24 protein-coding genes are annotated in these 23,962 nt (G+C 66.1%); 7 read left to right on the forward strand and 17 right to left on the reverse strand.

The genetic code is table 11. From position 1 onward, the window contains the following. Positions 1-141: 141 nt before the first annotated feature. Entirely contained in the window at positions 142-714 is a 573-nt protein-coding gene (locus GIW81_RS05220) for a YceI family protein (protein ID WP_154738245.1), read from the reverse strand. Positions 715-724: 10 nt separating this feature from the next. Continuing rightward, complete coding sequence (locus tag GIW81_RS05225; protein ID WP_154738246.1) at positions 725-1,288, reverse strand: cytochrome b; 564 nt, start codon at positions 1,286-1,288, stop codon at positions 725-727. A gap of 283 nt (positions 1,289-1,571) precedes the next feature. Here GIW81_RS05225 and GIW81_RS05230 point away from each other — a divergent pair, with 283 nt between their 5' ends. Further along, positions 1,572-2,504, forward strand: a complete 933-nt coding sequence (locus GIW81_RS05230) for a FecR family protein (RefSeq protein ID WP_195930398.1) — start codon at positions 1,572-1,574, stop codon at positions 2,502-2,504. On the opposite strand, the gene GIW81_RS05235 is transcribed toward GIW81_RS05230, so the two are convergent. The 4 genes from GIW81_RS05235 to GIW81_RS05250 form a co-directional block, all read right to left on the reverse strand. After that, positions 2,501-4,741 (reverse strand): CHASE2 domain-containing protein, encoded by a 2,241-nt coding sequence (locus GIW81_RS05235; protein ID WP_324614899.1) that lies wholly within the window; start codon positions 4,739-4,741, stop codon positions 2,501-2,503. The genes GIW81_RS05230 and GIW81_RS05235 overlap by 4 nt on opposite strands. Before the next feature lie 24 nt (positions 4,742-4,765). Beyond that, entirely contained in the window at positions 4,766-5,533 is a 768-nt protein-coding gene (locus tag GIW81_RS05240) for an alpha/beta fold hydrolase (RefSeq protein WP_154738248.1), read from the reverse strand. A gap of 217 nt (positions 5,534-5,750) precedes the next feature. Then, positions 5,751-6,713, reverse strand: a complete 963-nt coding sequence (locus tag GIW81_RS05245; RefSeq protein ID WP_154738249.1) for a DUF2950 domain-containing protein — start codon at positions 6,711-6,713, stop codon at positions 5,751-5,753. 28 nt (positions 6,714-6,741) lie between these two features. Then, complete coding sequence (locus tag GIW81_RS05250; protein WP_154738250.1) at positions 6,742-7,989, reverse strand: DUF3300 domain-containing protein; 1,248 nt, start codon at positions 7,987-7,989, stop codon at positions 6,742-6,744. A 454-nt stretch (positions 7,990-8,443) separates the two neighbouring features. Between GIW81_RS05250 and GIW81_RS05255 the strand changes: the two genes are divergently transcribed. The 3 genes from GIW81_RS05255 (at position 8,444) to GIW81_RS05265 (ending at position 11,720) form a co-directional block, all read left to right on the forward strand. Beyond that, positions 8,444-10,390: an acyl CoA:acetate/3-ketoacid CoA transferase gene (locus GIW81_RS05255; protein ID WP_154738251.1), complete on the forward strand. Its 1,947-nt coding sequence runs from the start codon at positions 8,444-8,446 to the stop codon at positions 10,388-10,390. A 129-nt stretch (positions 10,391-10,519) separates the two neighbouring features. Beyond that, positions 10,520-11,209 carry a L,D-transpeptidase gene (locus GIW81_RS05260; protein ID WP_154738252.1) on the forward strand — a complete coding sequence of 230 codons (690 nt, stop codon included), beginning with the start codon at positions 10,520-10,522 and terminating at the stop codon, positions 11,207-11,209. Between the two features lie 4 nt (positions 11,210-11,213). Then, positions 11,214-11,720, forward strand: a complete 507-nt coding sequence (locus tag GIW81_RS05265; protein ID WP_154738253.1) for a cupredoxin domain-containing protein — start codon at positions 11,214-11,216, stop codon at positions 11,718-11,720. Positions 11,721-11,738: 18 nt separating this feature from the next. Here the strand turns inward: GIW81_RS05265 and bcsS are convergent, their stop codons facing one another. The 3 genes from bcsS to GIW81_RS05280 all read right to left on the reverse strand — a co-directional run bounded on the left by bcsS (position 11,739) and on the right by GIW81_RS05280 (position 14,374). After that, positions 11,739-12,503 carry a cellulose biosynthesis protein BcsS gene (bcsS, locus tag GIW81_RS05270; RefSeq protein WP_154738254.1) on the reverse strand — a complete coding sequence of 255 codons (765 nt, stop codon included), beginning with the start codon at positions 12,501-12,503 and terminating at the stop codon, positions 11,739-11,741. 91 nt (positions 12,504-12,594) lie between these two features. Next, positions 12,595-13,710: a hypothetical protein gene (locus GIW81_RS05275; RefSeq protein ID WP_229309082.1), complete on the reverse strand. Its 1,116-nt coding sequence runs from the start codon at positions 13,708-13,710 to the stop codon at positions 12,595-12,597. A 43-nt stretch (positions 13,711-13,753) separates the two neighbouring features. After that, a complete protein-coding gene (locus tag GIW81_RS05280; RefSeq protein ID WP_154738255.1) occupies positions 13,754-14,374 on the reverse strand; it encodes a DUF938 domain-containing protein in 621 nt (206 codons plus the stop codon). A 195-nt stretch (positions 14,375-14,569) separates the two neighbouring features. Between GIW81_RS05280 and GIW81_RS05285 the strand changes: the two genes are divergently transcribed. After that, positions 14,570-14,929, forward strand: a complete 360-nt coding sequence (locus GIW81_RS05285) for an SPW repeat protein (protein WP_154738256.1) — start codon at positions 14,570-14,572, stop codon at positions 14,927-14,929. A 134-nt stretch (positions 14,930-15,063) separates the two neighbouring features. Beyond that, entirely contained in the window at positions 15,064-15,324 is a 261-nt protein-coding gene (locus GIW81_RS05290) for a hypothetical protein (protein WP_154738257.1), read from the forward strand. A 30-nt stretch (positions 15,325-15,354) separates the two neighbouring features. On the opposite strand, the gene gatB is transcribed toward GIW81_RS05290, so the two are convergent. The 8 genes from gatB to GIW81_RS19330 all read right to left on the reverse strand — a co-directional run bounded on the left by gatB (position 15,355) and on the right by GIW81_RS19330 (position 23,281). After that, a complete protein-coding gene (gene gatB / locus GIW81_RS05295; RefSeq protein WP_154738258.1) occupies positions 15,355-16,830 on the reverse strand; it encodes an Asp-tRNA(Asn)/Glu-tRNA(Gln) amidotransferase subunit GatB in 1,476 nt (491 codons plus the stop codon). 64 nt (positions 16,831-16,894) lie between these two features. Further along, positions 16,895-17,299, reverse strand: a complete 405-nt coding sequence (locus tag GIW81_RS05300) for a bactofilin family protein (protein ID WP_154738259.1) — start codon at positions 17,297-17,299, stop codon at positions 16,895-16,897. Between the two features lie 95 nt (positions 17,300-17,394). Further along, positions 17,395-18,240, reverse strand: a complete 846-nt coding sequence (locus GIW81_RS05305) for a L,D-transpeptidase (RefSeq protein ID WP_154738260.1) — start codon at positions 18,238-18,240, stop codon at positions 17,395-17,397. Positions 18,241-18,369: 129 nt separating this feature from the next. Next, the gene (locus tag GIW81_RS05310; protein ID WP_154738261.1) at positions 18,370-18,663 is read right to left on the reverse strand and encodes a hypothetical protein; all 294 of its coding nucleotides are present in this window, start codon (positions 18,661-18,663) and stop codon (positions 18,370-18,372) included. 1 nt (position 18,664) lies between these two features. Further along, positions 18,665-18,991: a chorismate mutase gene (locus tag GIW81_RS05315; RefSeq protein ID WP_154738262.1), complete on the reverse strand. Its 327-nt coding sequence runs from the start codon at positions 18,989-18,991 to the stop codon at positions 18,665-18,667. Next, positions 18,988-20,565, reverse strand: a complete 1,578-nt coding sequence (gene gatA / locus GIW81_RS05320) for an Asp-tRNA(Asn)/Glu-tRNA(Gln) amidotransferase subunit GatA (protein ID WP_324614900.1) — start codon at positions 20,563-20,565, stop codon at positions 18,988-18,990. The genes GIW81_RS05315 and gatA overlap by 4 nt, the downstream gene beginning before the upstream one ends. A 7-nt stretch (positions 20,566-20,572) precedes the next feature. Beyond that, the gene (gatC, locus tag GIW81_RS05325; protein ID WP_154738263.1) at positions 20,573-20,860 is read right to left on the reverse strand and encodes an Asp-tRNA(Asn)/Glu-tRNA(Gln) amidotransferase subunit GatC; all 288 of its coding nucleotides are present in this window, start codon (positions 20,858-20,860) and stop codon (positions 20,573-20,575) included. A 102-nt stretch (positions 20,861-20,962) separates the two neighbouring features. Beyond that, positions 20,963-23,281: a fused MFS/spermidine synthase gene (locus GIW81_RS19330; protein WP_154738264.1), complete on the reverse strand. Its 2,319-nt coding sequence runs from the start codon at positions 23,279-23,281 to the stop codon at positions 20,963-20,965. A 123-nt stretch (positions 23,282-23,404) separates the two neighbouring features. On the opposite strand from GIW81_RS19330, the gene ruvX reads away from it, so the two are divergent. Beyond that, complete coding sequence (gene ruvX / locus GIW81_RS05335; protein ID WP_154738265.1) at positions 23,405-23,908, forward strand: Holliday junction resolvase RuvX; 504 nt, start codon at positions 23,405-23,407, stop codon at positions 23,906-23,908. Positions 23,909-23,962 lie beyond the last annotated feature (54 nt).

Genomic DNA, 23,962 nt, shown 5'->3' on the forward strand with positions numbered 1-23,962 from the left:
CGCGCCGGCTTGGATTGCACGAGCCGGAAAGTGTCACAGGCGGCGTTACGTATCCCTTTGTTTGCAGGGTGTTTGTCCGAGGAACCGTCCCCCAAGCTGCAGCTGGGTTAATGGGCGGTAACCTGACCGCGCCCGCGTGCGCTATTTCTGGACACCCTCGATCTCCAGAGCCAGCTCGACGGCCGTCGACGACGGCCCGAGGTTGTAGTTGATGCCGAAATCCTTGAGCGGCAGGGTGGTCGTGCCGGTGAAGCCCTCGCGCTTTCCGCCCCACGGATCGTCGCCCCCGCCGACGCGCGTGGCCGCGATGGCGATCTCCTTGGTGACGCCATGCAGGGTCAGGTTGCCGGTGATCGTCGCCTTGTCGCCGTCGAGCTTTACCGAGGTGCTCTCGAAGGTCGCCGTGGGGAAGCTTGCGGTATCGAGGAAGTCCTTGCCGCGGAGGTGCTTGTCGCGCTCGGCGTGGTTGGAGTTGATGGAGTTGGTGTCGACCTCGACGTTGACCTTGGAGGCGGACGGGTTCGCCGCGTCGAACGCAAACGTTCCCTTGAAGGTATCGAAGCGTCCCGTGAGCCAGCTGAACCCCAGGTGCTTGATGCGGAAGTTGATCGACGCGTGCGCCTTGTCCGCGTCGATCACGTAGTCGGCGGCGGTCGCCGGGGCGGCCGACAACACGGCGGCGATGAGCGCAAGCGAGGCAGGGGTAAGCTTCATGTGTAGCTCCTCAGGGGTTCTGCTGATTTTTGGGTGGGCCCGACCACATCCGCGCCAGGATGCGGCTGCGATCGATGAAGTGATGCTTGAGGGAGGCGACGGCGTGCAGCAGCACGAGGACCATGGTGATGTCGGCGAGCAGCTCGTGCAGCTCGCCCGCCGTCTTCTCCATCGGCTTGTCGTGGATGAGCGCCGGGACGCTGAACCAGTCGAACACCTCGAGCGGGCGGCCGTCAGCCGTCGACATCAGATAGCCGCTCACCATCAGCGCGAACAGCAAGGGGTAGAAGCCCCAGTGCACGATGGTAGCGGCGTAGCGCTCATACGCGGATAGCTCTGCGTCGCTCGGCTTGTCGTTGAACAGTTTCCACACGAAGCGGCCGACGAGCATGATGAGCAGCAGCATGCCGACGCTGCGATGAATGTCGGGAGCGGTGCGGTAGTAGGGGCTGTAGTAGTTGAGGTCGACCATCCACAGGCCGAGCACGTACATGCCGACGATCGCGACCGCCATTCCCCAATGGATAATGCGCGTCGGCAGGCCATAGCCGGCGGCGGTATCGCGAACCTGCATGCGGACCGATCCCCTCCCGTTGCCGCCCCGCTGATGTAGGCAGTCCGAGGGCAAGGTCAACTGCCGGCGCCGATCAAGGCTCGGGGAAAATTTTCCGGGGGCGCGGGGGGGGGCGGGTAAAACGGCGTCCTTCCATGAGCGATGTTCCCCGGGGAACAGACGGCAGGGCGGCGATGCGGCGAAGTGGCCGCTCTGCTGGGAGCGGCAGCAACGCCTATCCCCACCCTGAAAGGTGGACCCTATGCGCATTCCAAGCCCTGCGATTTGCATTTCGGCTTTGCTGATGAGCGGTGGTGCCGCCGTCGCGGCCCCCGGTGACGCCATCGGCTCGGCGGTCACGGTCGTCAACTACGTCACAGCTTCGCTGGAGAATGCCGGCGACGAGCGGCAGCTGGCGAGCGGCGACGATGTCCGCCAGCAGGAGATGATCGAGGTCGACCAGGATAGCCGCAGCGAGATCGAGCTCAACGACCGAACCAAGCTGGCGCTCGGCCCGGGAGCGCGGATGCTGCTCGACAAGTTCGTGTACGATCCCGACTTGAGCGGCGGCGCCATCGTCGTCAATCTCATCAAGGGGACGTTCCGTTTCATCACCGGCATCGCCGCCAAGCCCGCGTATGTCATCCGCACACCCGCCGCGTCGATCACCGTGCGCGGCACGATCTTCGACGTCTTCGTCATCAACGCCAATGAGACCTGGCTGCTGCTCAGCGAAGGCGCGGTCGAAGCGTGCACCGAGAGCGGCAAGTGCCTGCTGCACGACGAGCCGGGCAAGATCATCCGCATCACCCGCGACGACATCGACACGCCCGCCAAGTGGGCCAACCTGCGCAAGCGCGACATCGACTTCGACGACGCGTTCCCGTTCATCGTCCGGCCGCCCAAGATCGATCCCGATCCGATCTTCTCGAGGGAGGATATCGTGAAGATGGATGCGGAGGACTATCCCGAGGACCCGCCGCGCGAGACGAAGCCGACGAAAGTGAAGCCGCAGAAGATCGAGTACGAGGAGCCGTACACGCCGCCGCCGCGCAAGGTGAAGATCAAGCGCGAATATCGCGAACACCGCACCTACCCGCGCGAGGCCCACTACGAACCGAAGCGGCACGGACGCGGTCGCGAGATCCTCAAGAAAGGTATTAAGGCCGGCGTCGCCGTCGGTGTCGGGTTGGGCGTCGGCTACGGTATCGCCAAGGTGCTGCGCCGCAAGTACTAGGCGTCGATGCTCGCGGGCTGACGTTCGAGCTGGCGATGGTAATGCTCGTAAAGCCGGGCCAGCGGCGCTCCGCCGAGCTCCGCGCATTCGGCGAGTGCGGCCCTCGCACCCTTGGCGTCATCCGTGGCAACGGCGGCTAAGAGATGGGCATGCGCCCCCTTCAAGCGCGCGAAACTCTCGGAAGCTTCGACCGCTTCGTCGCCGATGAGCGCAAAGATGCGCTCGGGCCGCTCCTTGCCGCGCACCTTGACCGAGGCGAGCTCGAGGAAGGCCAGGCGCGGCGCGGCGAGCGCGGTCTGCTCGCCGACGATGATCGGCGCGCCGTAGGCCTTCGTCTCGCCTTCGAGGCGCGAGGCAATGTTCACCACGTCGCCGAGGATGGAATAGTCGAAGCGCTGCGGCGAGCCGACGTTGCCGACGCAGCAGTCGCCGGTGTTGAGCCCGATGCCGAGCTGCACGCGCGGGGCAGTGACACCGCCGGCCGCCGCCTCGGCCGCCCATAGCGCGTTCAAACGCTCCAGCTGCTCCTGCATGCGCAGCGCCGCGCGGCAGGCGTTCGTCGCGTGCGCGTCGTCGAGCAACGGCGCGTTCCAGAACGCCATCACCGCGTCGCCCATGAACTTGTCGATGGTGCCGCGGTTTTCCAGGATGATGTCGGAGAGCGGCGTGAACAGCCGGTTGAGGAAGGCGATCAGCCCCTCGGCGGTGAGGCCCTCGGCGATGCCGGTGAAGCCGCGCACATCGGCGAACAGAACCGTCACCTCGCGCGTCTCGCCGCCGAGTTTCAGCTTGTCGTGGTTGCGCGCCAGCTCCTCCACCAGCGGCGCGGCGACGTAGTGCCCGAAGGCGGAACGCACGCGCGAGCGCTCGCGCTCCGTGGCGATGTAGCCGGTGAGCGAGGTGGCGAGATAGACGAGCAGCAAGGCAATCGACGGGTAGACCGGATCGAGGAGGTAGCCGGCGTTGGTGTAGGCGAGCCAGGAGGAGGCGAAGACGGCGAGGACGGCAGCGGCGCCGATAGCCGCGGCGCCGATGGCACCGAGGCGCCCGATCAGCCATGCGAGTGCGCCGCCGACCAAGACGAGATAGACCAGCTCCAACCCCGTCGCTAAAGCCGGGCGGCTCAGATGCTCGCCGGACAACATCTGCTCCAGCGCCTGCGCGTGCACCTCGACGCCCGGCACAGCCGGATCGAGCGGCGTGGCGCGCAAGTCGAGCAAGCCGACGGCGCTTGTGCCGATGAGGATGTCGCGCCCGGCCACCTCTTTGGGATCGAAGGATGGCACTAGAACTCGATACGCCGAGATGTAGCGGCGCGGGTCGGGACGCGCGAAGCGCAGCCACAGCTCGCCGTCGGGATCGGTGGGGAGCACGGTCTTGCCGACCCGCACCTGCTCGACGCCAGTGCGCTGGCCGAACGCCGTGAAGCCGCTGCCGCCCGAGGAGCGCACGAACACCGTCGTCTCCTTGGTGGCAATGCGCAGAGTCTCCAGCGGCAGCGATGGATAGAGCACGCCGCCGATGGAGAGGAGCAGCGGCACGCGGCGCACCACCTGATCGCGCTCGGGCAGCCAGTTGACGGCGCCGAGGCCCTTCGCGGCGTCGGTCAGCACCGAGAGGCTAGGTACCGTGCCCCTAAAACGAGGAACGAACTGCAACGGGTCGTCACCCGCGATGGCAAAACCCACATGAGGCTTGGGAGGCGGCGCCGTGCCTGCCGTCTCACCCGCGAGGCCGATGATGGAAGGGGAAGCGGCGATCGCCGCAGCGAGGCGCGCATCGTTCGACGGCAGCGCGGTCGCCTTGTCGACGAGCAGCTTGAGATCGGGCTGCTCGGAAAAGAGCTTGGCGAACTCGCCCGCCGACCAGCGGTCCGGCTCGGCGAGAATAAGGTCGAGGGTGATGGTCCGCGCGCCGGCTTCCTTCAGGCGCTCGACGATCTCCGCCAGGCGCGTGCGCGGCCAGGGCCACTGGCCGAGCTTGTGCAAGGAGGCATCGTCGATGTCGACGATGCGCACTGGCAAGGTCGGGTCGAGCTGTCGCGGAGCGAGATCGAGGTAGGTGTCGAACACAGAGAGCCGCAGCCGCGACACCGGGGCCGGGTCGGCCACGCGCAGCAGCACGGCGACGACGAGGAGCGCCGCGGCAAGCAGGACGTGGATCGATGGCGAGCGCAGGGCCGACACCTTGAAGCTGGCGGCGTCCTTCGCCGCGTGGCGATCATAGCGCCTGAGCACGGGCCGGGGCCACTGCCCCGGACACTACTTGGTGACCGACGCCAGCCAGTCGGCACAGCCCCCCGCGAGCTTTGCGGCTCCTTCCTCCATGATCAGGAAGTGGCCGCGCCCCGCCGCCTCCTCGAAAGTTGCATTGGCATAGAGCCCGGCGACCTTGCGGCCGGTCGCCGCCGAAATGACCTTGTCGTCGGAGCCCGAGACGACGAGCACCGGACACGTCACCTTGGCGATGTCGACGGCGGTGGCGTGCTCCAGGTCGAACATCCAAAAGAAAAGCTCGAACAATGCGCGGCCGGACTCGGCGCTGAACATGTCGAAGACGCGGTTCTGCGCCTGCGGGTCGAGGCTCGCGAGCGAGTCTCCCTTCGCCACCTCGAACGACGGATTGAGCGCCTTGTCCCAGAAGGGCGCCGCCTGCATCAGACCCTTGGCGAGGTTCATCTCGTCGGCCGTCGACGGCAGCACCCCCCACGGCGGCGCCGGGGTGAGAAGCACGAGAGCGCGGGCGAGGCCTTGGGCGGCGAGCTGCTGGGCGATGATCCCGCCCATCGAATGGCCGACGATGATCGGCGGCGCGGCGTAGCGCTTCACGAACGCCGCCATGTCGCGCGTGTAGTCAGCGATGCCGAGCTTGGCGAGCCTCGGGTCGGGCGGCAACGTGGGGCCGGGCACGTGGTATGGCAGATCGGGGGCGGCGCAATTGAAGCCGCGCGCCGCGAGAACCGGCATCAAGTCGGAAAAGCACCAGCCGCCGCAGAAGGCGCCATGAATGAGAACGATGTCCTGGGTCATGTTGCCGATCCTCCGCTGCGAGCGCAGAATGCCAGTCGCCGGTTACGAATTCACGTGGGGGCGCGGCATGGCAACGCGTCGCCGACCTCGTGGCCACAGCCCGAAGCATGAACGACGAGCAAGAGGCCAGAGCGGGACGCAACGACGACGCGCTCGCCTTCCGACGCAGGGACCACTTCCCAACGAGCGACGATGCGCCAGGGGCCGGCGCCCGCCGTCAACCGCCGGGCACCTTGGTCCAGGTGCCGTCGGGATCGAATACTTCCATCGCCGCGGCTTTACGCGCGGTCTCCGCTCCGAGATCCCTCTGGAAGACAACCCCGTTGTGGTCGACGATGAACGTCATCACGCCAGAGTTGGCGTATTCGGCAGGCGCGGCGACGAGGCCGAAGCCGCCAATCATGCGTCCGCCAATCACATAGTCGCGCGCGCCGCCCGGGGCGTCCTTGCCCTGGGCTGTCAGCACCTTGAACAGATACCCGTGGTATGGCGTGGGGCCGTCCGCCTTGCGCCGATATCCTTCGGCGCGCGCCTCGGCTATGAGCGGGCCGAACGGGCTTTCCGGCTCGCCGTCGGCTGTTGGCCAGAAAAGACCATCCTTCTTGCCCTCGCTGCTCAGTAGTTTGTGTGCGTACTGCACGCCGTTACCGTCACGGTCGGCTTCGGCATACTCGCGCTGTGCGTCAACGTAGGCGCGCAGCACCTCGATTGCAGCAAGCTCGTTTTCGCCGATGCGCCGGTCCAGGATCTCGACGGCGCCCGCGTCGGTATCGAAGTGCCACGAGCCCGCGTCGCCGACGATAGGGATAGGGAAGGGAAACTCGTCCTTGCCGATTAGGAGCACGACACGGGCGTCGCCTTCCGTAACCAGATCGTGGCGCTCCGCGTAGGCGGCTTCGAACCGCTCGCGCGCAGCAGCGTCGGAGACGGCGTCCCCTGAACTCGCGAGCTTGCGACCTTTGTCGCCCAGCACGGCGACGATGCCATCGATGCCGCCCGACTTGACTGCAGCCACGAGCGCGTCGATGGCTTCTTGCGGCGACTTATAGGTTGCCTGCTGCGATGCTGCGGTCGCACGCGTGTCGACCGCCGTGGTCAAGAATACGCTGCCGGCAACCAGCAGAGCTGCGAGCAGGGTCGGCCACCAATGGCCAATCTTTACCGGTCCGGAGCGCTTCATGACATCCTCCGCATCCATTCGCGTGCAACTATCGCCGCCGACCACCGCCGCCGCGCCCGCCACCCCCTCCGCCTCCGCGACCGCGAGGGCTCGACATTGCGGTGCGGCTGGCACGACCACGGTCGGCAGATCGGCGCACGTCGCTGCCGCGTTTCACGTCGAAAGCTGCGGGCGAAGGTCTTTTAGCGGCGGCGCGCTCGGGAGTGCCGCTGCGCTTGCGGTCGCCGGCTTTGGGAAGATCGCGCGACGATGGCAGCTTGGCGCCCTTGTCCTTGCGATCGGCACCCGCGCCATCGCCGCGCTTGTCTTTTATCGCCCCATGATCGGTATCTTTCAGCCTGGCTTCGATTTGTGAGCGGTCAGCTTTGTCCTTGTCGAAGCCGCGGAAGTCCTTGTTGGCCGCCTTTGTCCGATCGGCTTGCCCGTATTTTTCGCGCGCCGCTTTGTTCTTGTAAGGCACCGGGCCTCGGTGCGCCGGATCGAACGCCCACTTGTTGGACGTGATCTTTCCGTGGTTGACGTTGATGCGGTTCCACTTGTCGACGTCGATGTCGATGTCGTGGTGGCGCCAATCGCAGTGCCCCCAGCCCCAGAGCGAGTTGGCAATCACAATGCCGGAGCCCCAGAAAAAGCCCGACACGAAGGTTCCGGAGTAGGGCGGCCAGTAGTAGGGCGGGTAATCCGGATACCACCACGGCCCATACACGACCGACGGCTGGTACACCGGCACATAGACCACCTCGGGGTCCGCGGGTGCGATCACGATGGCGCCGCCTTCCTTGGAGACCTTCTGCTGCTTGTTGCTCTTGAGATTGCCGGCTTGATCGGCCTTCTCGCGAAGCACCTGGATCTCGTCCATCACCTCATCTTGCTGCGCGAGAAACGCTTCGCCGAGCTTCTGCGTCCAGTCGAGCTTGTCGCTCATCGTCTTCAACACGTCGGGGAATTGCACGAGCGCCTTCACGCTCGGATCCCAATCCTGCGCTTCCAGCGCTTTGGCGAGTGCATCTCCCTTCAGCTTGGCGTTCCCTCCTTGGGCGCGCCAGCGCGCTGCCTGGACGACATCCAATGGATATGTGGAGGCCATCAGCACGCTGGACAGAAGGTCGTCAGGGTAGAGCGCGATCGGAGCCAAGAGCTGATCCAGCTCCTGCTTCGACATCGTCGGCGCCGCATCGCCGGGGGGTGTCGTAAGCTTGGCGGCTTCTTGCGCAAGCGCGACCGGGGGCGTGGCAAGCCAGAATGCGAGCAACAGGGTGGCGACCAATCGATGCATGACGCGCCCTCCACATCGGATCAATAGCAAACGCTATTTGCCAACTCGGGTAGCGGCCGGGTAGCAGCTGCGCCGTGCCGAGAACCTGGCGTGCAGGCCTAGCGTTCGAGCGCTGACGGCCAATGCGGAATTCGCGCAGCACCCGAACATATCGAATCGGCGCCAAATATGCAGTCCCCTGAACAAGGTACTTCCGGGGGCCTATCGTCGATCAGCAACGGGTCCTTCGCCGCCCCAATTGGCGAGCCAAGGATACCCCAGGGGCGGGGCCCCGGTTCGGACAAGGGATTGCCGCGGGCGCCCAGCGGGCGGGCGTTAACCAACTGAGGATCGTTGCAGGGCCGCGCGGCGCCGATTAGGTTCATCCCCTCAAAGAACGAGATCCTGAAAGGGGTGCTCCGGGCCCACCGGCCGCACCCCCCGAAGGGACCGCCCCAGGGGACAGGTTCATCCAATGAAGAACAAGGTCGTCACGGCCGAGCAGGCCGTTGCGCTCATCAATGATGGCGACGTCGTCTGCACGACCGGTTTCGTGCAGAGCTGCATTCCGGAAATGCTGCATGCCGCAATCGAAAAGCGGTTCGTCGACACCCAGGGGCCGAAGGGGCTGACGCTCATCATGTGCGCCGGCGCCGGCGACAGCAAAGGGCTCGGCACCGGGCGCCTGCATCATGAGGGCCTTCTGGCGCGCGTGATCGCCGCCAATTTCGGCCGCATGCCGAAGGTCGCCGAGGCGGCGCAGAAGAACAAGATCCAGGGCTACAACCTACCTCAGGGCGTTATCTCCAAGCTCTATCGCTCTTGCGCCTCCGGCAGCCCGGGCCTTTTCACGAAGGTGGGCCTGCACACCTACGTCGACCCGCGCCTCGGCGGCGGCAAGGTCAACGAGGTGACGACCGATGACATCGTCAAGCTGGTCGAGGTCGAAGGCCAGGAATGGCTGTTCTACAAGGCGACGCCGATCAACGTGGCGCTGATCCGCGCGACGAGCGCCGATCCCTCCGGCAACCTCAGCATGGAGAAGGAGGCGCTGACGCTCGACTGCCTCGCCCAGGCGATGGCCGCGCACAACAGCGGCGGCATTGTCATCGCCCAGGTCGAGCGCGTCGTGGCGCACGGCTCTCTGAAGCCGAAGGACGTGCGCGTGCCGGGCATCCTCGTCGACTGCGTGGTCGTCGCCGATCCGCCCGAGATGCACCGCATGAACTACGGCGTGCACTACAATCCGGCGCTGTCGGGCGCAATCCGCGTTCCCGTCGATCACATGCCGCGCATGGAGCTCGACGAGCGCAAGATCATCGCCCGGCGGGCGGCGTTTGAGCTGCCGCTCAACGGCGCGATCAACCTCGGTGTGGGCGCCCCGGACGGCGTCGCCTCAGTCGCGTCCGAGGAGCAGGTAACGCCGTTCCTCACCATGACCACCGAGGCCGGCGCCATCGGCGGCGTGCTCGCCGGCGGCTCGAACTTCGGCTCGTCCGCCAACGCGGATTCGGTCATCGACCAGAACCAGATGTTCGACTTCTATCACGGCGGCGGTCTCGACCTGACCTGCCTCGGCGTGGCGGAGGTCGACGAGGACGGAAACGTCAACACCTCGAAGTTCGGCGGCAAGCTCAACGGCTGCGGCGGCTTCATCGACATCTCGCAGAACTCGCGCGCCGTCGTCTTCGCCGGCACCTTCACGGCGGGCGGCCTCGAGGTTTCGATCGAGGACGGCAAGCTGCGCATCGTCAAGGAAGGCCGCGCCCGCAAGTTCGTCAAAGCCGTCGAGCAGGTGACGTTCAGCGGCAAGTACGCGGCGTCGAAATCGCAGCCGGTGATCTACGTGACCGAGCGCTGCGTGTTCCAGCTCACTCCCGGCGGCCTGGAGCTGATCGAGGTAGCGCCCGGCATCGACATCGAGCGCGACATCCTCGCCCACATGGATTTCAAGCCGATCATCCATAAGCCCCATTCGATGGACGCGCGCATCTTCCGCGACGAGCCCATGGAGCTCATGGACGAACTGACCAATCTCAAGCTGTGCGATCGCGTCTCGTACCATTCATATCGCAACATCCTGTTCCTCAACCTCGAGGGCTGGAGCGTGCGCAAGAAGGGCGATATCGCCGACCTGCAGAAGGTCCTCGTCGAGGCCTGCATCAAGGCGGGCCGACGCGTCAATGCCGTGGTCAACCATGACGGGTGCCGCATCGCCGAGGACCTCTACGACGACTACGCTCACATGATCGAGTACATGATGAAGCACTACTACAAAACCACCGCGCGCTATTCGACGAGCTCGTTCATGCGCCTCAAGATGCAGGAGGCACTGAAGAAGCGCGGGCTGCAGCCGCATATCTTCGAGAGCGCCGACGAGGCACACGCCGTGGTGGACGCCGCGCGCGCTGCGGCCGAGTAGCCACACGCAAGGCGCCCGATAGCGGGGGCGCCTTGTTTTCGAACTTTTTTTGCCCACATCCCCGTTCTTGCCACAGTGATGCGGCACGAGCGCGGAGCCGGCTGCAATTCCGGCGCGAGGGACAGGGCAATGACGCGACGCTTTATGCGCCCCATGATGATCGGCGCACTTTCCATTTTGGCCGGCACGGCCGCGCAGATCACTCCGGCAGCGGCGCAGCTATTCTGGGATTGGGGCGGCGGCCAGGAGAGCAACGGCGCCGGCCGCGAGGTCATCCCGTTCGATTCCAAATACACGGCGAACCAGATCATCGTCAGCTTTGGCGACCGGCGCCTCTACTACATCGCGCGCCGCGGCGAGGCGATCAGCTATCCGATCGCCATCCCGCGCGAGCAGGATCGCTGGCAGGGCGTGACCAAGGTCACCGACAAACGCGTGAACCCGTCGTGGCGGCCGACGCCGACCATGCTCAAGGAGAACCCGCGGCTTCCCAGCTGGGTGCCAGGCGGCCATCCAATGAACCCACTCGGCGTGCGTGCGCTTTACCTGGGCTCGAGCACCTATCGCATTCACGGCACCGACGCGCCGTGGACGATCGGCACCGAGGCCTCGAAGGGCTGCATCCGCATGTACAATAAGGACGTGCTGGATCTCTATCCGCAGGTGACGATCGGCACCAAGGTGACGGTGACGTGGGAGAGCTTTGGAGACGGCTCCGGCGACTTCCTGTCATCCAGCGAGCAGCCCCGGCCCACGCGGGCGCGCCTGCGCGCGATGCAGCGCGGCGACTTGCCGACCCAGGCCGCCGATCGCTGGTGAATCCATGAGCCTTGAACGACGCGCCGGGTCTGCCGGCATTACCGCATTGCTTGTTCTCACGAGCCTATTCGTGACGCGCCAGGCCGCTTCACACGACGCGCACAAGCACGGTGGCCCCGCCGCCAAGTTCTTCGCGGCGGGCGAGCCCGGCACACCCGATGCGGCGTATCGCACGATCGAGATCGTGATGAACGACGCAAGCGGCGAAATGGCGTTCTCGCCGAACACTCTCGAGGTGAAGCGCGGCGAGCAGGTCAGGTTCGTGTTGCAGAACGCCGGCGCCGTCGACCATGAGTTCCTCATCGATACGGCGGCGAACAATGCCCACCACAAGGCGGAGATGGCGGAGAACCCCGACATGCGGCACGCCGAACCCAACGGGCGACGCCTTGCACCAGGAACGACCAGCGAGCTGATCTGGCGCTTCACCAAACCCGGCAGCTTCGAGATCGCCTGCCTCATTCCCGGCCACTACGAGGCGGGCATGAAGGGCGTCCTCGTGGTGCGGTAATACCGCTACCGTGCATCCTCAGAAATTCGTCGACAGCTCGAGCGTACCGTAGGTGCCGGCGCCGCCGGCCGGGCCTGCCTGCCCGTCGCCGCTGACGAACTGGTGGCCGCCGAGCACAGTCACCGACAGCGGCACGTCCTTGGCGAGATCGAAGGCGTAGGTGCCGTAGACGCCGAGGCGCTGCCCGTTGTAACCCGTGGTGCCGTCGACCTCGGCCGCGGGGCCGAGGCTGAGCTTTTCGGTCAGGCGCGCCCCAACGCGGAGCTCCGCATAGTAGGTCTCGAACGCCGTCGAGTACTCGCTGACGAGGCTCGCCTCAATGGGCTGCTTGTCGTCCTGGAAATAGTAGTGGCCTTCCACCTTGAGGCCGGCGACGGTGCCGCGCACGGGGTTGGTCGGGTCGTTGGGGCTGAGTTGCGAGTCCTGAAAGTCGACACCGACGAAGCCGCCGAAGGTCTCCGACCCGCGCACGAATTGGTAGCCCGGCATCACGTCCACCTGCCAGAGCGTGCCGTCGATGGTGGCGCCGGCGGGGTCGGCGTAGTCGTAGACCGCGACGCTGCCGTAGAGGCGCACCAGAAAGCCGGACTTCGCCATGTCGCGGTTCACCGCCACGATCGCTTCCTTGTACCAGTAGAGCGACTGCGGCGCGGTGTCGAAGCCGGCGTCGACCTCGTAGGCCTGCGGCCTGTCGCCGGCGCGCGCGGCGCAAGACACGCTCAGCAGCGCGGCACACGCGATGACCGCGCGTACAAAACCCCGGGTTGGACTGGTGACGTGCATGTTGGCCGCCGCGCCAAAGCTGCGTCGCACCCGCCATGCCTACCCGATTCGGCCGGTCGCCGCGCTTGCGCTGTCCTACGGGTCGCGTGCGTCAGCCGCCCTTGATCTCGTGGTACTTGTCGCGCGCCTTCTCGAACTTGCTCTCGAACAGCCACATGGAATCGAGGATCTCGCGGAAGTTCGCCGACTTGCGCGCCCGGTCTGCCTTGCCGAAGGCGAACATGGCGTTGTTGCGCAGATAGCCCATGATCTTCGGGTCGGTGACGCGATATTTCTCGAAGTTACCCGAGGCGAGCGCCGCGCGCGTCGGCGATGGGATTATCTGGATGAGCTGAAAGAACTTCATCTGATCGACCTCGTCGGGTAGCACCTGCATGATCTCGGGAAGCTGCGCGAAGAGATCGCCGTGCGCGTTCATCAGGCCGTTGCGCACCGCCGTCCAGTGATTGTAGCGCTGGTCGATGCCGCGGGCCCGCGCCTCCTCCTGGGCGTCGCGTTTGGCGACGTCGGGCGCGACCTGGGCAATCTTCGGCTTCAGCCCCGCCCACCTGGCGCGGCCCTTGCGATCCTCGGCGGGTCCGGTCTGCAGGCTGCCCTTGTAGGTGTTGGAGCGCCCGTTGCCGATGTTCTGGTTGCCGTTGGTCTCGGCGTAGAAGATGCCGAGACTGATGCGGCCGGCCGCTTCGGCGGTCTTGTCGTCGAGCCCATGCGCGCGCGCGATCGCCGTGCCGATGGCGGCGACGTCCTCGAACGGCGTTGCCGAAGCCTGCGCGAACGACGGCGGCGCCTGCATCACCTTGAAGAGCGCGGCGTACTCCTCGATGAGCGGCTCGATGTCGGCGTCGAAGTAAGCCGGCGGCACCTTGAACTTGTTGGGCCGGCCGATCAGCTCCGGCTTCACGTCGGTCAGATCCTTGTAGGTGCCGATGACTTTGACGCGCGTGAGGTACAGCGCCTGTCCCGGCAGGTTCGGCAGCTTCTTTTTGCCGTCGATCTGCGCGCGGCGCTCGGCGAGCGCCTTCTTGAAGTCGGCGAGCGCCTGGTCATAGGCGGCCTGCGCCTCGGCCTGCTCCTGGGCGATGGCGTCCGCCTGTGCCAGCGCGGGTGGGGCGGAGGCGAGCGATACGGCGATGGCGGTGACGACGGCAGCGAGCGCCAATGCGCCGAGCTGGGATGCGCCCCTGGCGCGTGAATTTGCGATCATCATGCCGGCTACATGCCTCGGGTCAGCGTCGAGGCCAAGGTTAATTTCAGCCCGCGGCGACGCCGCGGCGAAACAGCAGCGAGAAATTGTTGGCGGGCATTGGGACAACGGCGGGTGCGGCGAAGCGCGCCTCGGCGGCCAGCGCCGCGACGGCCTCCATGTCGCGCACGCCCCAGAGGGGGTTGCGGCGGCGCAGATCGGCATCGAACGCCGCGTTGCTCGGCGCCGTGTGCTGGCCGTTGCAGCGATACGGGCCGTAGAGAAACAGAAGACCGCCAGGCGGCAGCAGGCGCGCGGCGCCGCGGACGAGCCCGGCTGTCGCCGCCCACGGCGAAATGTGGATCATGTTGATGCAGAGGACGGCGTTGGCGTGCGTGACGGGCCAATCGTCCGCCGCGGCGTCGAGGGCGAGCGCCGGCTTCACGTTGGCGAGACCGGATCGCGCCGCCCATGCGTCGATGCTGGCGCGAGCTGCCGCATCCGGATCGGTCGGCTGGAAGTGCACCGTCGGCATCGAGAGGCGCGCGAAGTGAATGCTGTGCTCGCCTGAGCCGGCAGCGATCTCCAGCACTAGACCGCGCGTCGGCAGCTCGGGCGCGAGGACAGTCCAAATGGGATCACGGTTGCGCGCCGTCGCCGGCGCGAAGAGGCGGGGATCGTCGATCATCCGCCTTACCTAGGCTCGGTGCTCACCTTCGCCAATCGTCCTGACATGGTCCTGCTGCATCGCAATATTCGTTCCGACATAATTCTTTAGGCGGTACCTTCACAGCATTGAACGATCCGCGCCAATACTTAGATCATCTGTATAGATGCGGGCAGGACTTGAACCTCCCGCAATGTCGACCAATGGAGGTTGGCAATGTCACTACTCGAAAGGCTCTCCGCGTATTGGCAGGACACGCTGAATTTCCTGCTCGGCGTAGGGCTATTCTTCTCACCGTGGCTCTTCGGCTTCGGAACAGAGCAGCTCGCTGTGCTTAATGCTTATGTGGTCGGCGGCATCATTGCCGTGATGGCGCTGATGGCGCTGTTCGCCTTCCAAACCTGGGAGGACGTGGTCAGCGGCCTATTGGGCGCCTGGCTCGTGATCTCACCCTGGGTGTTGGGTTTTACTGGATCGGACGCCGCTGTACTCACGCACGTGTTGGCCGGCATTGTCGTGATTGTGCTCGCGATCTGGTCGACCAACGAGCATGGTGCAGGTCATCTGACGGTCTGACTCCTAGCCGGACTGGCCAGTGATGCCGGATAGGCGGCATGACGAGCGTTGATCGCGCTCGCCATGCGCGCCTATTGGCAAGCTCGCACTCAGAGCTGCGGCGCGAGCGAGCTGTCAGGGGAGGTCATTAGGCGATGATCCAAGAGATGATCCAAGCGACGAAGGGAAGGTTCGGCTTCCATCTCATCAGCGATGCGCACAGGTATCGTCCGGCGGATTTGAGCATTCAGTTCTACGTAATGTCGAGCGCGCTCAGCCGGCGGGCTGATCTCGCGATCTCGCCGCACCTGGCGACAGAGACGGACATCGACAAGTTCGTGGATGACGCGATCGCCTCTCTGCAAGCTATTCGGGTGGACGCGAAGCGCGCACTGACAGTTGCGCACACGGGCTGACGCGTCTCGATCGAGGCCGGAGAGCCAGCCTCAGATGCCGAGCTTCTTTTTCAGGATGCCGTTGACGACGGCGGGGTTGGCCTTGCCGCCCGTGCCCTTCATCACCTGACCGACGAACCAGCCAAGCATGGTCGGCTTCGCCTTCACCTGCTCCACCTTGTCCGGGTTGGCGGCGATGATCTCGTCGACGGCCTTCTCGATGGCACCGGTGTCGGTGACCTGCTTCAGGCCGCGCTTCTCGACGATCTCGGCAGGGTCGCCGCCCTCCGACCAGACGATCTCGAACAGGTCCTTGGCGATCTTGCCGGAGATGGCGCCCGAGCCGATGAGGTCGACAATCGACCCGAGCTGCTGCGCCGAGACGGGCGAAACCTCGATCGACTGGCCTTCCTTGTTGAGGCGGCCGAACAGCTCGTTGATCACCCAGTTCGCCGCGACCTTGCCATCGCGGCCCTTGGCGACGCTCTCGAAGTAGTCGGCGGACGCCCGCTCGGCGACGAGCACGTTGGCGTCATAGTCGGAAAGCCCGAAGTCAGCCATGAAGCGCTGCTTCTTGGCGTCGGGCAGCTCGGGAAGGTTCTTCTCCAGCTCGCCGACGAATTCCATCGTCAGCTCCAGCGGCAGCAGGTCCGGATCGGGGAAGTAGCGGTAGTCGTGCGCCTCCTCCTTGGACCGCATCGAGCGCGTCTCGCCCTTGCCGGGGTCGAACAGGCGCGTCTCCTGGTCGATCTTGCCGCCGGCTTCGAGGATGTCGATCTGGCGGCGCGCCTCGACCTCGATCGACTGGCCGATGAAGCGGATGGAGTTGACGTTCTTGATCTCGCAGCGCGTGCCGAGCTTGGCGCCCGGCTTCCTAACCGAGACGTTGACGTCGGCGCGCAGGTTACCCTTCTCCATGTCGCCGTCGGAGGTGCCGAGGTAGCGCAGGATGGTGCGCAGCTTGGTGACATACGCCTGCGCCTGCTTGGAGGAGCGCATGTCGGGCTTCGACACGATCTCCATCAGCGCCACGCCGGAACGGTTGAGGTCGACGTAGGAATAGTCGGGGTGCTGGTCGTGGATCGACTTGCCGGCGTCCTGCTCCAGATGCAGACGCTCGATGCCGACGATCATCGGCTCGCCGTCGACGTCGATCTCGACCTCGCCCTCGCCCACGATCGGCTGCTTGTACTGGCTGATCTGATAGCCCTGCGGCAGATCGGGGTAGAAGTAATTCTTGCGGTCGAACACACTCTTCAGGTTGATCTTGGCGTTGATGCCGAGACCGGTGCGCACCGCCTGCGCCACGCACTCCGCATTGATGACCGGCAGCATCCCCGGCATCGCCGCGTCGACGAGCGACACGTGGCTGTTGGGCTCGGCACCGAACGCCGTGGCGGCGCCGGAGAACAGCTTCGACTGGGAGGCGACCTGTGCGTGCACCTCGAGGCCAACGATGACCTCCCACTGGCCGGTGGCCCCCTCGATATAATTCTTGGGGTTGCTGGCCTTGGCTGTGTCCTGCATTGGGCGTGCTCCTTGCGAGCGCCCTCGTTATCGCAGGGCGCCGCCCGGGGCAAGCGGGCCGGCCTCAGGCGTACGCTTCTTCGGAATCTTCGAGCTCGAGGGGCTCGGGCGCGATCTTCAACGGGTCACCGTGGCGGCGCGACTGGCCCTCGAAATAGCAGCCCGCCTCGAGCACCAGCTTGTGATGGTAGATCTGCCCTTCGACGTTGCAGCCGGCGCCGAGGATGAGCTCGCGCGCATAGATCGCACCCGAGAATTCGCCCAGCACCACAACTTTATCGGCGACGATGAGGCCTTCGACCTCGCCCCGTTCGGTGATCTGCAGGTTGGAGCAGCGCACCTCTCCGTCGATGGTGCCCTCGATGGTCACCGGCCCGTCGAGCGACAGGGCCCCGATGATGGTCACGCCGCGATTGATGACAAGCGCGCTCTTCGCCGGCCGCACGCCTGCCGCGTTCAACTCAGTCATTACGCATTACCCCCGGACGACGGTCCCACCTCGTCCCCGCAGGCAAGTGCATGCCGGACGGAAGTGGCCCTTTTCGGGCAGTGCCGCGCGGCGGCTCAGTTTTCGAAGATGACGGCGATGGCGCGGAAGCCGGTCTTGGTCAGCACGGAGGGCAATCCCGCGTCGGAGGCGGTCGTGGCACCGGTCTCCATAGGAGAAAGGTCGGCGACCAACGTCTCGGCCGGATGCGAGGTCCCATCGCGCGTATAGCCGGCCCGATTTTGGCCGCGCTCGGACATCCAAAAGCGCGGCACGTCGCCCCAGCGCATGTCCAGTGGCAGAGCTTTGTCGCGGCCGGTGATGCGGTCGAAGAGCGACGCCGCATTCTTCTGCTTCATGCGGATGCAGCCGTGCGAGTCGATGCTGCCGAGCCGGCGGTAGCGGCCGGGCAGCGTGCCGTGGAAGGCAACGCCCGAGCGGCGGCCGTTGTCGTAGTGAAAGTCGATATACATGGTGTGGATCATGCCCGGGGCCGTGTAGCCGCGGCCGTAGCGCCACTTACGCTCGTCGAGCGCAAAGACGCCGGTCGGCGTCGGCCCCGAGAACGGATCGCCGCGATAGTAGCGGCCCGTCGATACCGGCCAGCTATACGAGGGCGCCTCGCCTTCAGCCAGCTTGGCCTTGCGCCAGTGCTCCTCGTCCCACATGCCGAGCCGCCACGCTCCGCCGACGGCGTCGCGATGCAGCACCCACATGCGCTGACGCCACGGACCGGAACCGGCCGCATTGACGTAGAGGGCGACCGTGTAGCGCCCGTCGAGCTCGCTCGGCGCCTTGTAGCGCTCGCTGCTGCCCTTGAGGCTTTCGAGATAGGTCAGCGCCGGATCGCCGCGCGCCGCCTGCGGGGCAAGCCCCACAGCGAGCACGACGAACAGTGCCGACGCCTGCACACGCCCGAGCATCGTCCCCCCGACTTCGGTCCGGGCACGGATTGTGTGGTGAATTGCGGATGCGAACAAGGACCGCGCGGCGAACTAATATTGGCGTTGCCGCCCAGCATCAGGCTTCCCGCGCGCCGGCGCGGCGCGTGATCAGCCGCGCGTCTGCGGCGCCAGCCGGTAGCCAAGGGCGGCCCAGACGAGGCCAAGCAGGAATTGCATCATGAGGATAGCGGCCTCCCCGCCCAGCGCGTGCACCGGCATGAGGCCGACAGCGGCGACGACCCAGTAGAGGACATAGCCGGCGAGCGAGGCCGCAAAGGCGGCGACGATGAGCTTCTGCCACTGGTCGGCCCGGCGGCCCATCAGAAAGGCGACGGCGATCACGACCGGATTGAAGACCGAGATCAGGATCAGCGTGACTGGATCGAAGGGAACGATCTCCACTTCAGGCTCCCTTGCCGCCGTTACCCTCGAGCGAGCGGCGGAGCTTCTCTTCCTCGTACTGCACGAACCAGCCGATCATCTGCCGCCACAGTGCCTCGGTCAGCTCCGGGGGCAGGCCCTTCTCCGTTGCCCGCGCCTTCACCTTGTCGATGACCTGCTGGATGCGCCAGGGAACGTGCGCCTCGCCGGGGTTCGATTTGAGCTGCCAGGCGCGGTCGACGAAGCCGAAGCGCTCGGCGATGAGGTCGACGAGCGCGGCATCGATGCGGTCGATCTCGGCGCGCACCTCGGTCATGTCGGTACACTCCAGCGGTTTGCGCCCACTCATTTGGCTTTGCTCCCGGCTTTGCTCTTGCCGTCGATCTTCTTGGCGGCGGACTTGGCAGCTGCCGGCTCCGCCTTGGCGGAGCCCGCCTCCCACCAGCGCTGCGGAACAATGAAGCGCCCCGCGGCATCCTCGATCGCCTGCGCGGCGCGGAATAGCGTCGCCTCGTCGAACGGCTTGCCGATCAGCTGCAGGCCGAGCGGCGTGCCCTCCCCCGACAGTCCCGCCGGCACGGAGATGCCGGGCAGGCCCGCCATGTTCACCGTCACGGTGAAGATGTCTTCCAAATACATGGCGAGCGGGTCGCCGGTCTTCTCGCCGAACCCGAAGGCGGGCGACGGCGTCGTCGGCGTCAGCACCACGTCGACCGACTTCCAAGCGTCGTCGAAGTCGCGCTTGATGAGCGTGCGCACCTTCTGCGCCTTCAAGTAGTAGGCGTCGTAGTAGCCGGCGGAGAGCACGTAGGTGCCGATCAGGATGCGGCGGCGCACCTCCTTGCCGAAGCCGGCGGCGCGCGTGTTCTCGTAGGTGTCGATCAGGTCCTTGCCGGGAACGCGCAGGCCATAGCGCACGCCGTCGTAGCGGGCGAGGTTCGAGGACGCCTCAGCCGGGGCGACAATGTAATAGGCCGGCAGCGCGAACTTGGTGTGCGGCAGGGAGATGTCGTGGATGGTGGCGCCGGCCGCCTTTAGCCAGGCGATGCCCTCCTGCCAAAGCTTCTCGATCTCCTTCGACATGCCCTCGACGCGGTATTCCTTCGGCACGCCGACGCGCAGCCCCTTGAGACCCTGGCCGAGCGCCGCCTCGTAGTCGGGAACCGGCGTCTCGACGGAGGTGGAATCCTTATGGTCGTGGCTCGCCATGGCACGCAGCATGATGGCGGCGTCGCGCACCGTCTTGGCGATAGGGCCGGCCTGGTCGAGCGAGGAGGCGAAGGCGACGATGCCCCAGCGCGAGCAGCGGCCGTAGGTCGGCTTGATGCCGACGGTGCCGGTGAGCGCGGCAGGCTGGCGGATCGAGCCGCCGGTGTCGGTGGCGGTTGCGGCGAGGCAGAGGTCGGCGGAAACCGCGGCGGAAGAGCCGCCCGAGGAGCCGCCGGGCACCAACTTGTCGTCGGTGAGCTTGCCGCCACGCTCACGCCGCCACGGCGAGACGACGGGACCGAACGCGCTCGTCTCGTTGGACGAGCCCATGGCGAACTCGTCGCAGTTGAGCTTGCCGAGCATGACAGCGCCGGCGTTCCACAGGTTGGCGCCGACCGTCGATTCATATGTGGGCGTGAAGTCGTCGAGGATCTTCGAGCAGGCGGTGGTGCGTACGCCGGCGGTGCAAAACAGATCCTTGTTGCCGAGCGGCAGACCCTCGAGCGGGCGGGCGTCGCCGGTCTTCAGGCGCTTGTCGCTCTCGGCGGCCTGCTTCAGCGCCAGCTCGGGGGTCGGCAGCACAAACGCATTGAGATGCGCGTTGGCGCCGTCGATCGCGGCGACGAACGCCTGCGTCAGCTCGGTGGCCGAGATTTCCTTCTTGCGCAGCTTGTCGCGCGCTTCCGCGATGGTGAGCTTCGTCAGTTCGGTCACGGGCGTGCTACTCCACCACCTTGGGGACGACGAAATAGTGGTCTTCCACCAGCGGCGCGTTCTTGACTACGTCGTCGGCGATGTCGCCGTCGCTGATCACGTCGGTGCGCTTTTTCAGCTCGATGGGAACGACGCGCGTCATCGGGTCAACCGACGCGGTGTCGACCGAGTTCAACTGCTCCACCCAGTTGAGGATGCCCGTCAGCTCCTTCTCGAGGCCCTTGGCCTCGTCCTTGGAGATCTTGATGCGTGCCAGCCGCGCAATGCGCAGCACCGTCGTCTCGTCGACCCGCATGGCTCCTCGCCGTTATGTTGAGCGTCGCTTGGATAAAGCGCCCGCACTCTTAGCCCCGGGAGGGAACGGGCGCAACTTGGCCGACAACCGCGTCGATCTGCCTTACGACCGGCGGCGCTGCGACAGGAACGGGCCGAGGATATCTGAAGCGTCGTCGGTCCAGGGGGAAACGCCGCCGGCGTGGAAGTCCTGTGCTCCCTCCACCGCCCGGAAGGGGTCGAGCGCCGCCTGGTCCTTGGAGAATACGGCGATGGTCGAGGTGTTCTGCGCATAGGAGCCGTCGGCCTTATCGTCGGAGACGATGAGGCCCTTGAGTTGCGGCACCAGAGGCAAGGTGGCGCCCAATACCGAGTCGAGGTCCAGGTAACGGTTGGAGATGTGCAGGACGACGACGCCCTTGTCGGTCAGCTTGCGCGCATAGAGTTGCAGCGCCTCCGCCGTCATCAGGTGCACGGGAACCGCGTCGGAGGTGAAGGCATCGACGATGATGAGGTCGAAGCTGTTGTCGGGCTCCTTCTCCAGCGTCAGCCGCGCGTCGCCGATCACCACGTCCGGCCTCGGTTGGCAGTTGGCGAGGAAGGTGAAGTGGTTCGATTTCTCGGCGATGTCGACGACGAGCGGATCGATCTCGAAGAAGCGCCACTGCTCGTGTTTGCGCGAGTAGCAGGAGAGCGAGCCGGCGCCGAGCCCGATAACGCCGACGCGCCCGGTTTCGCCCTCCTCGTCGAGGCGCGCCTGCACGATCTTGACGGCCGCTGCCATCGGCGAGCCGGGATAGTAGTAGGTGCCGGGCGTGACGTCGGACACGAGGTGCCCGTCGAGCGTGCGGATGCGCTGCGCGCCGTGCAGCGTCGTGCCGTGGGTCAGCACGTTGAAGTCGCCGCCCTCGGATTGGCTGACGCGATAGACGCCGTAGTAGCTGCGCTGCGCCTGGCCGCGCTTCACCGCCGATGGCAGGATGACGATCACGGCGAACATCAGCAGCGCGGTGACGAGCTGGCGGGCGCCATATCCCCACAAGGCGACAGTGGCGACCGCGAAGATCAGCGCCAATACCGGGGTCCATCCCCACTCACCGAACGACCAGCCCTGCCTGGCGACGTAGACCGAGCCTTCGGTGATGAGCACCATGCCGGCGGCGAGGATGCCCACGATCCAGATGAGCTCGCGCACCGTCCGCTCGCGCGGCACCCCGAACACTCCGGGCCGGCAAGCGAGCGACAACGCAATGAGCAGCGGGTACTCGAACACCTCGGAGAACAGCCGCGGCGCGATCAAGGCCGCGAACAAGCCGCCGAGCACGCCACCGAATGACATCCACAGATAGAACTCGGTGAGATAGCCGGCGCTCGGCCGCTTGAGGAACAGCGTGCGGTGGGCGACGAGAGCCGCGAGGAAGAAGGCGGCAACGCCGGCACCGCTCGTCAGCAGCCACTTGTCGTGCTTCACCTGGGCGAGTTCGAGCAGCGCAAAGAGGACGGCGGCAAGTTGCGCCGGCAGCAACAGCCACATGGGCAGCGGCAGCCGCGTCTGGAAGGCGAGCACGAACGTCGCGAGGTAGATCGATAGCGGGATCACCCACAAGAGCGGCGCTGAAGCGACGTCCGTGGTGATGTCGGTCGTGAAGGCGGTCAGCAGCGCCGCGGGCACCATAGCGAGACCGCACCAGGCGACCCGCTCGCGCCACGTCGGCCCCGGACCGGTGGTGGCAGTGACGGCATCGGCCGGAGCGTCGACCGCCGCGGCGCGCCGGCGCACGAGCACGAAGCAGGCGCCTATGGCGAATATCAGCACGACGAAGAGCGCCGCCCAATAGCCGCTCAGTGCCGTCAGCCCAAAGTCGGGCTCGAGCACGAAGGGATAGGCGAGCAGCGCCAGGAGGCTGCCGAGGTTCGAGGCGCCGTAGAGGAAGTAGGGATCCTTGGCGTGCGGGTGGCCCGAGCGCGCGAACCACGCCTGCAGCAGCGGCGCGTTGGCGGCGACGGCGACGAACGGCAGGCCGACGGCGACGCTGAACAAGCCGAGCTGCCAGAGGTAGGGATCGGTCGGGGGCTCGCGCCAGTTGCCCGGCAGATCGATGGGCAGGAGCACTAGCGCCAGCAGCGCGAGGCCGAGATGCACGAAGCCGGTTGAGGTCGTCGGCACGTAGCGCATCAAAAGGTGGGCGTAGAGGTAGCCGACAAGCAGCGCCGCCTGGAAGAAGAGGAGCGCCACCGCCCACACGGACGAGGAGCCGCCGAGCACCGGCAGGACCATCTTGGCGAACATCGGCTGGATGGAGAACAGCAGGAAGGCGGAGAGAAACGTCGTTGCCGCGAACAGCGCCAGGACGGCCGCCTTGCCCTGCGATTCCGGCACGGCTGTACGCGGCGCCGCGGTGTCTGCCATCGCGCCGGCTGTCGGCACCTGATTATCCTGCACGCACGTCTACCCTGTGATGAGCGGGGCGCCCACCGCACCGCCGCCGTCCCGCCCAATTGGCTTTCAGCAAACCGGGCGGAGTATAAGGAAGCGCGAAGCGGCAACAACCGGCAGACTTAGCAAATGGCAAATACGACGGGCGCGGGCGTGGCCGGTTCGACGACGGAGGACGTAAAGGCCTTTCTTGCGGGGCTTCCCCAACGCACGGCGCTCCTCGGCATCGATGCGGGAACCAAGACGCTGGGCCTCGCCCTTTCCGACATCACGCGCACGATCGCCTCGCCACTGACCGTCATCCGCCGGACCAAATTCAAGGAGGACGCGGCCGAGCTGCTGCGAACCGCCGCCGAACACAAGATCAGCGGGTTCGTGCTCGGCCTGCCGACCAACCTCGACGGCACCGCCGGCCCGCGCGTGCAAGCGACCCGCGCTTTCGCCCGCAACCTCAACGCGCTGAGCGCGCTGCCGATCCTCCTGTGGGACGAGCGCCTGTCGACGGCCGCCGCCGAGCGCACGCTGCTCGAGGCCGACGCGAGCCGCCGGCGCCGCGCCGAGGTCATCGATAAGCTGGCGGCTGCCATTATTTTACAGGGCGCGCTCGATCGTATGCGCAGATTGCAGAGCTGAGCTGAGCGTCACGCCGCGGCATTAACTCTCATGCACGCTTGCGGTGATGGCGCC

Source organism: Hyphomicrobium album, from assembly GCF_009708035.1.
In the GTDB taxonomy this organism is placed as follows: Bacteria; Pseudomonadota; Alphaproteobacteria; order Rhizobiales; family Hyphomicrobiaceae; genus Hyphomicrobium_A; species Hyphomicrobium_A album.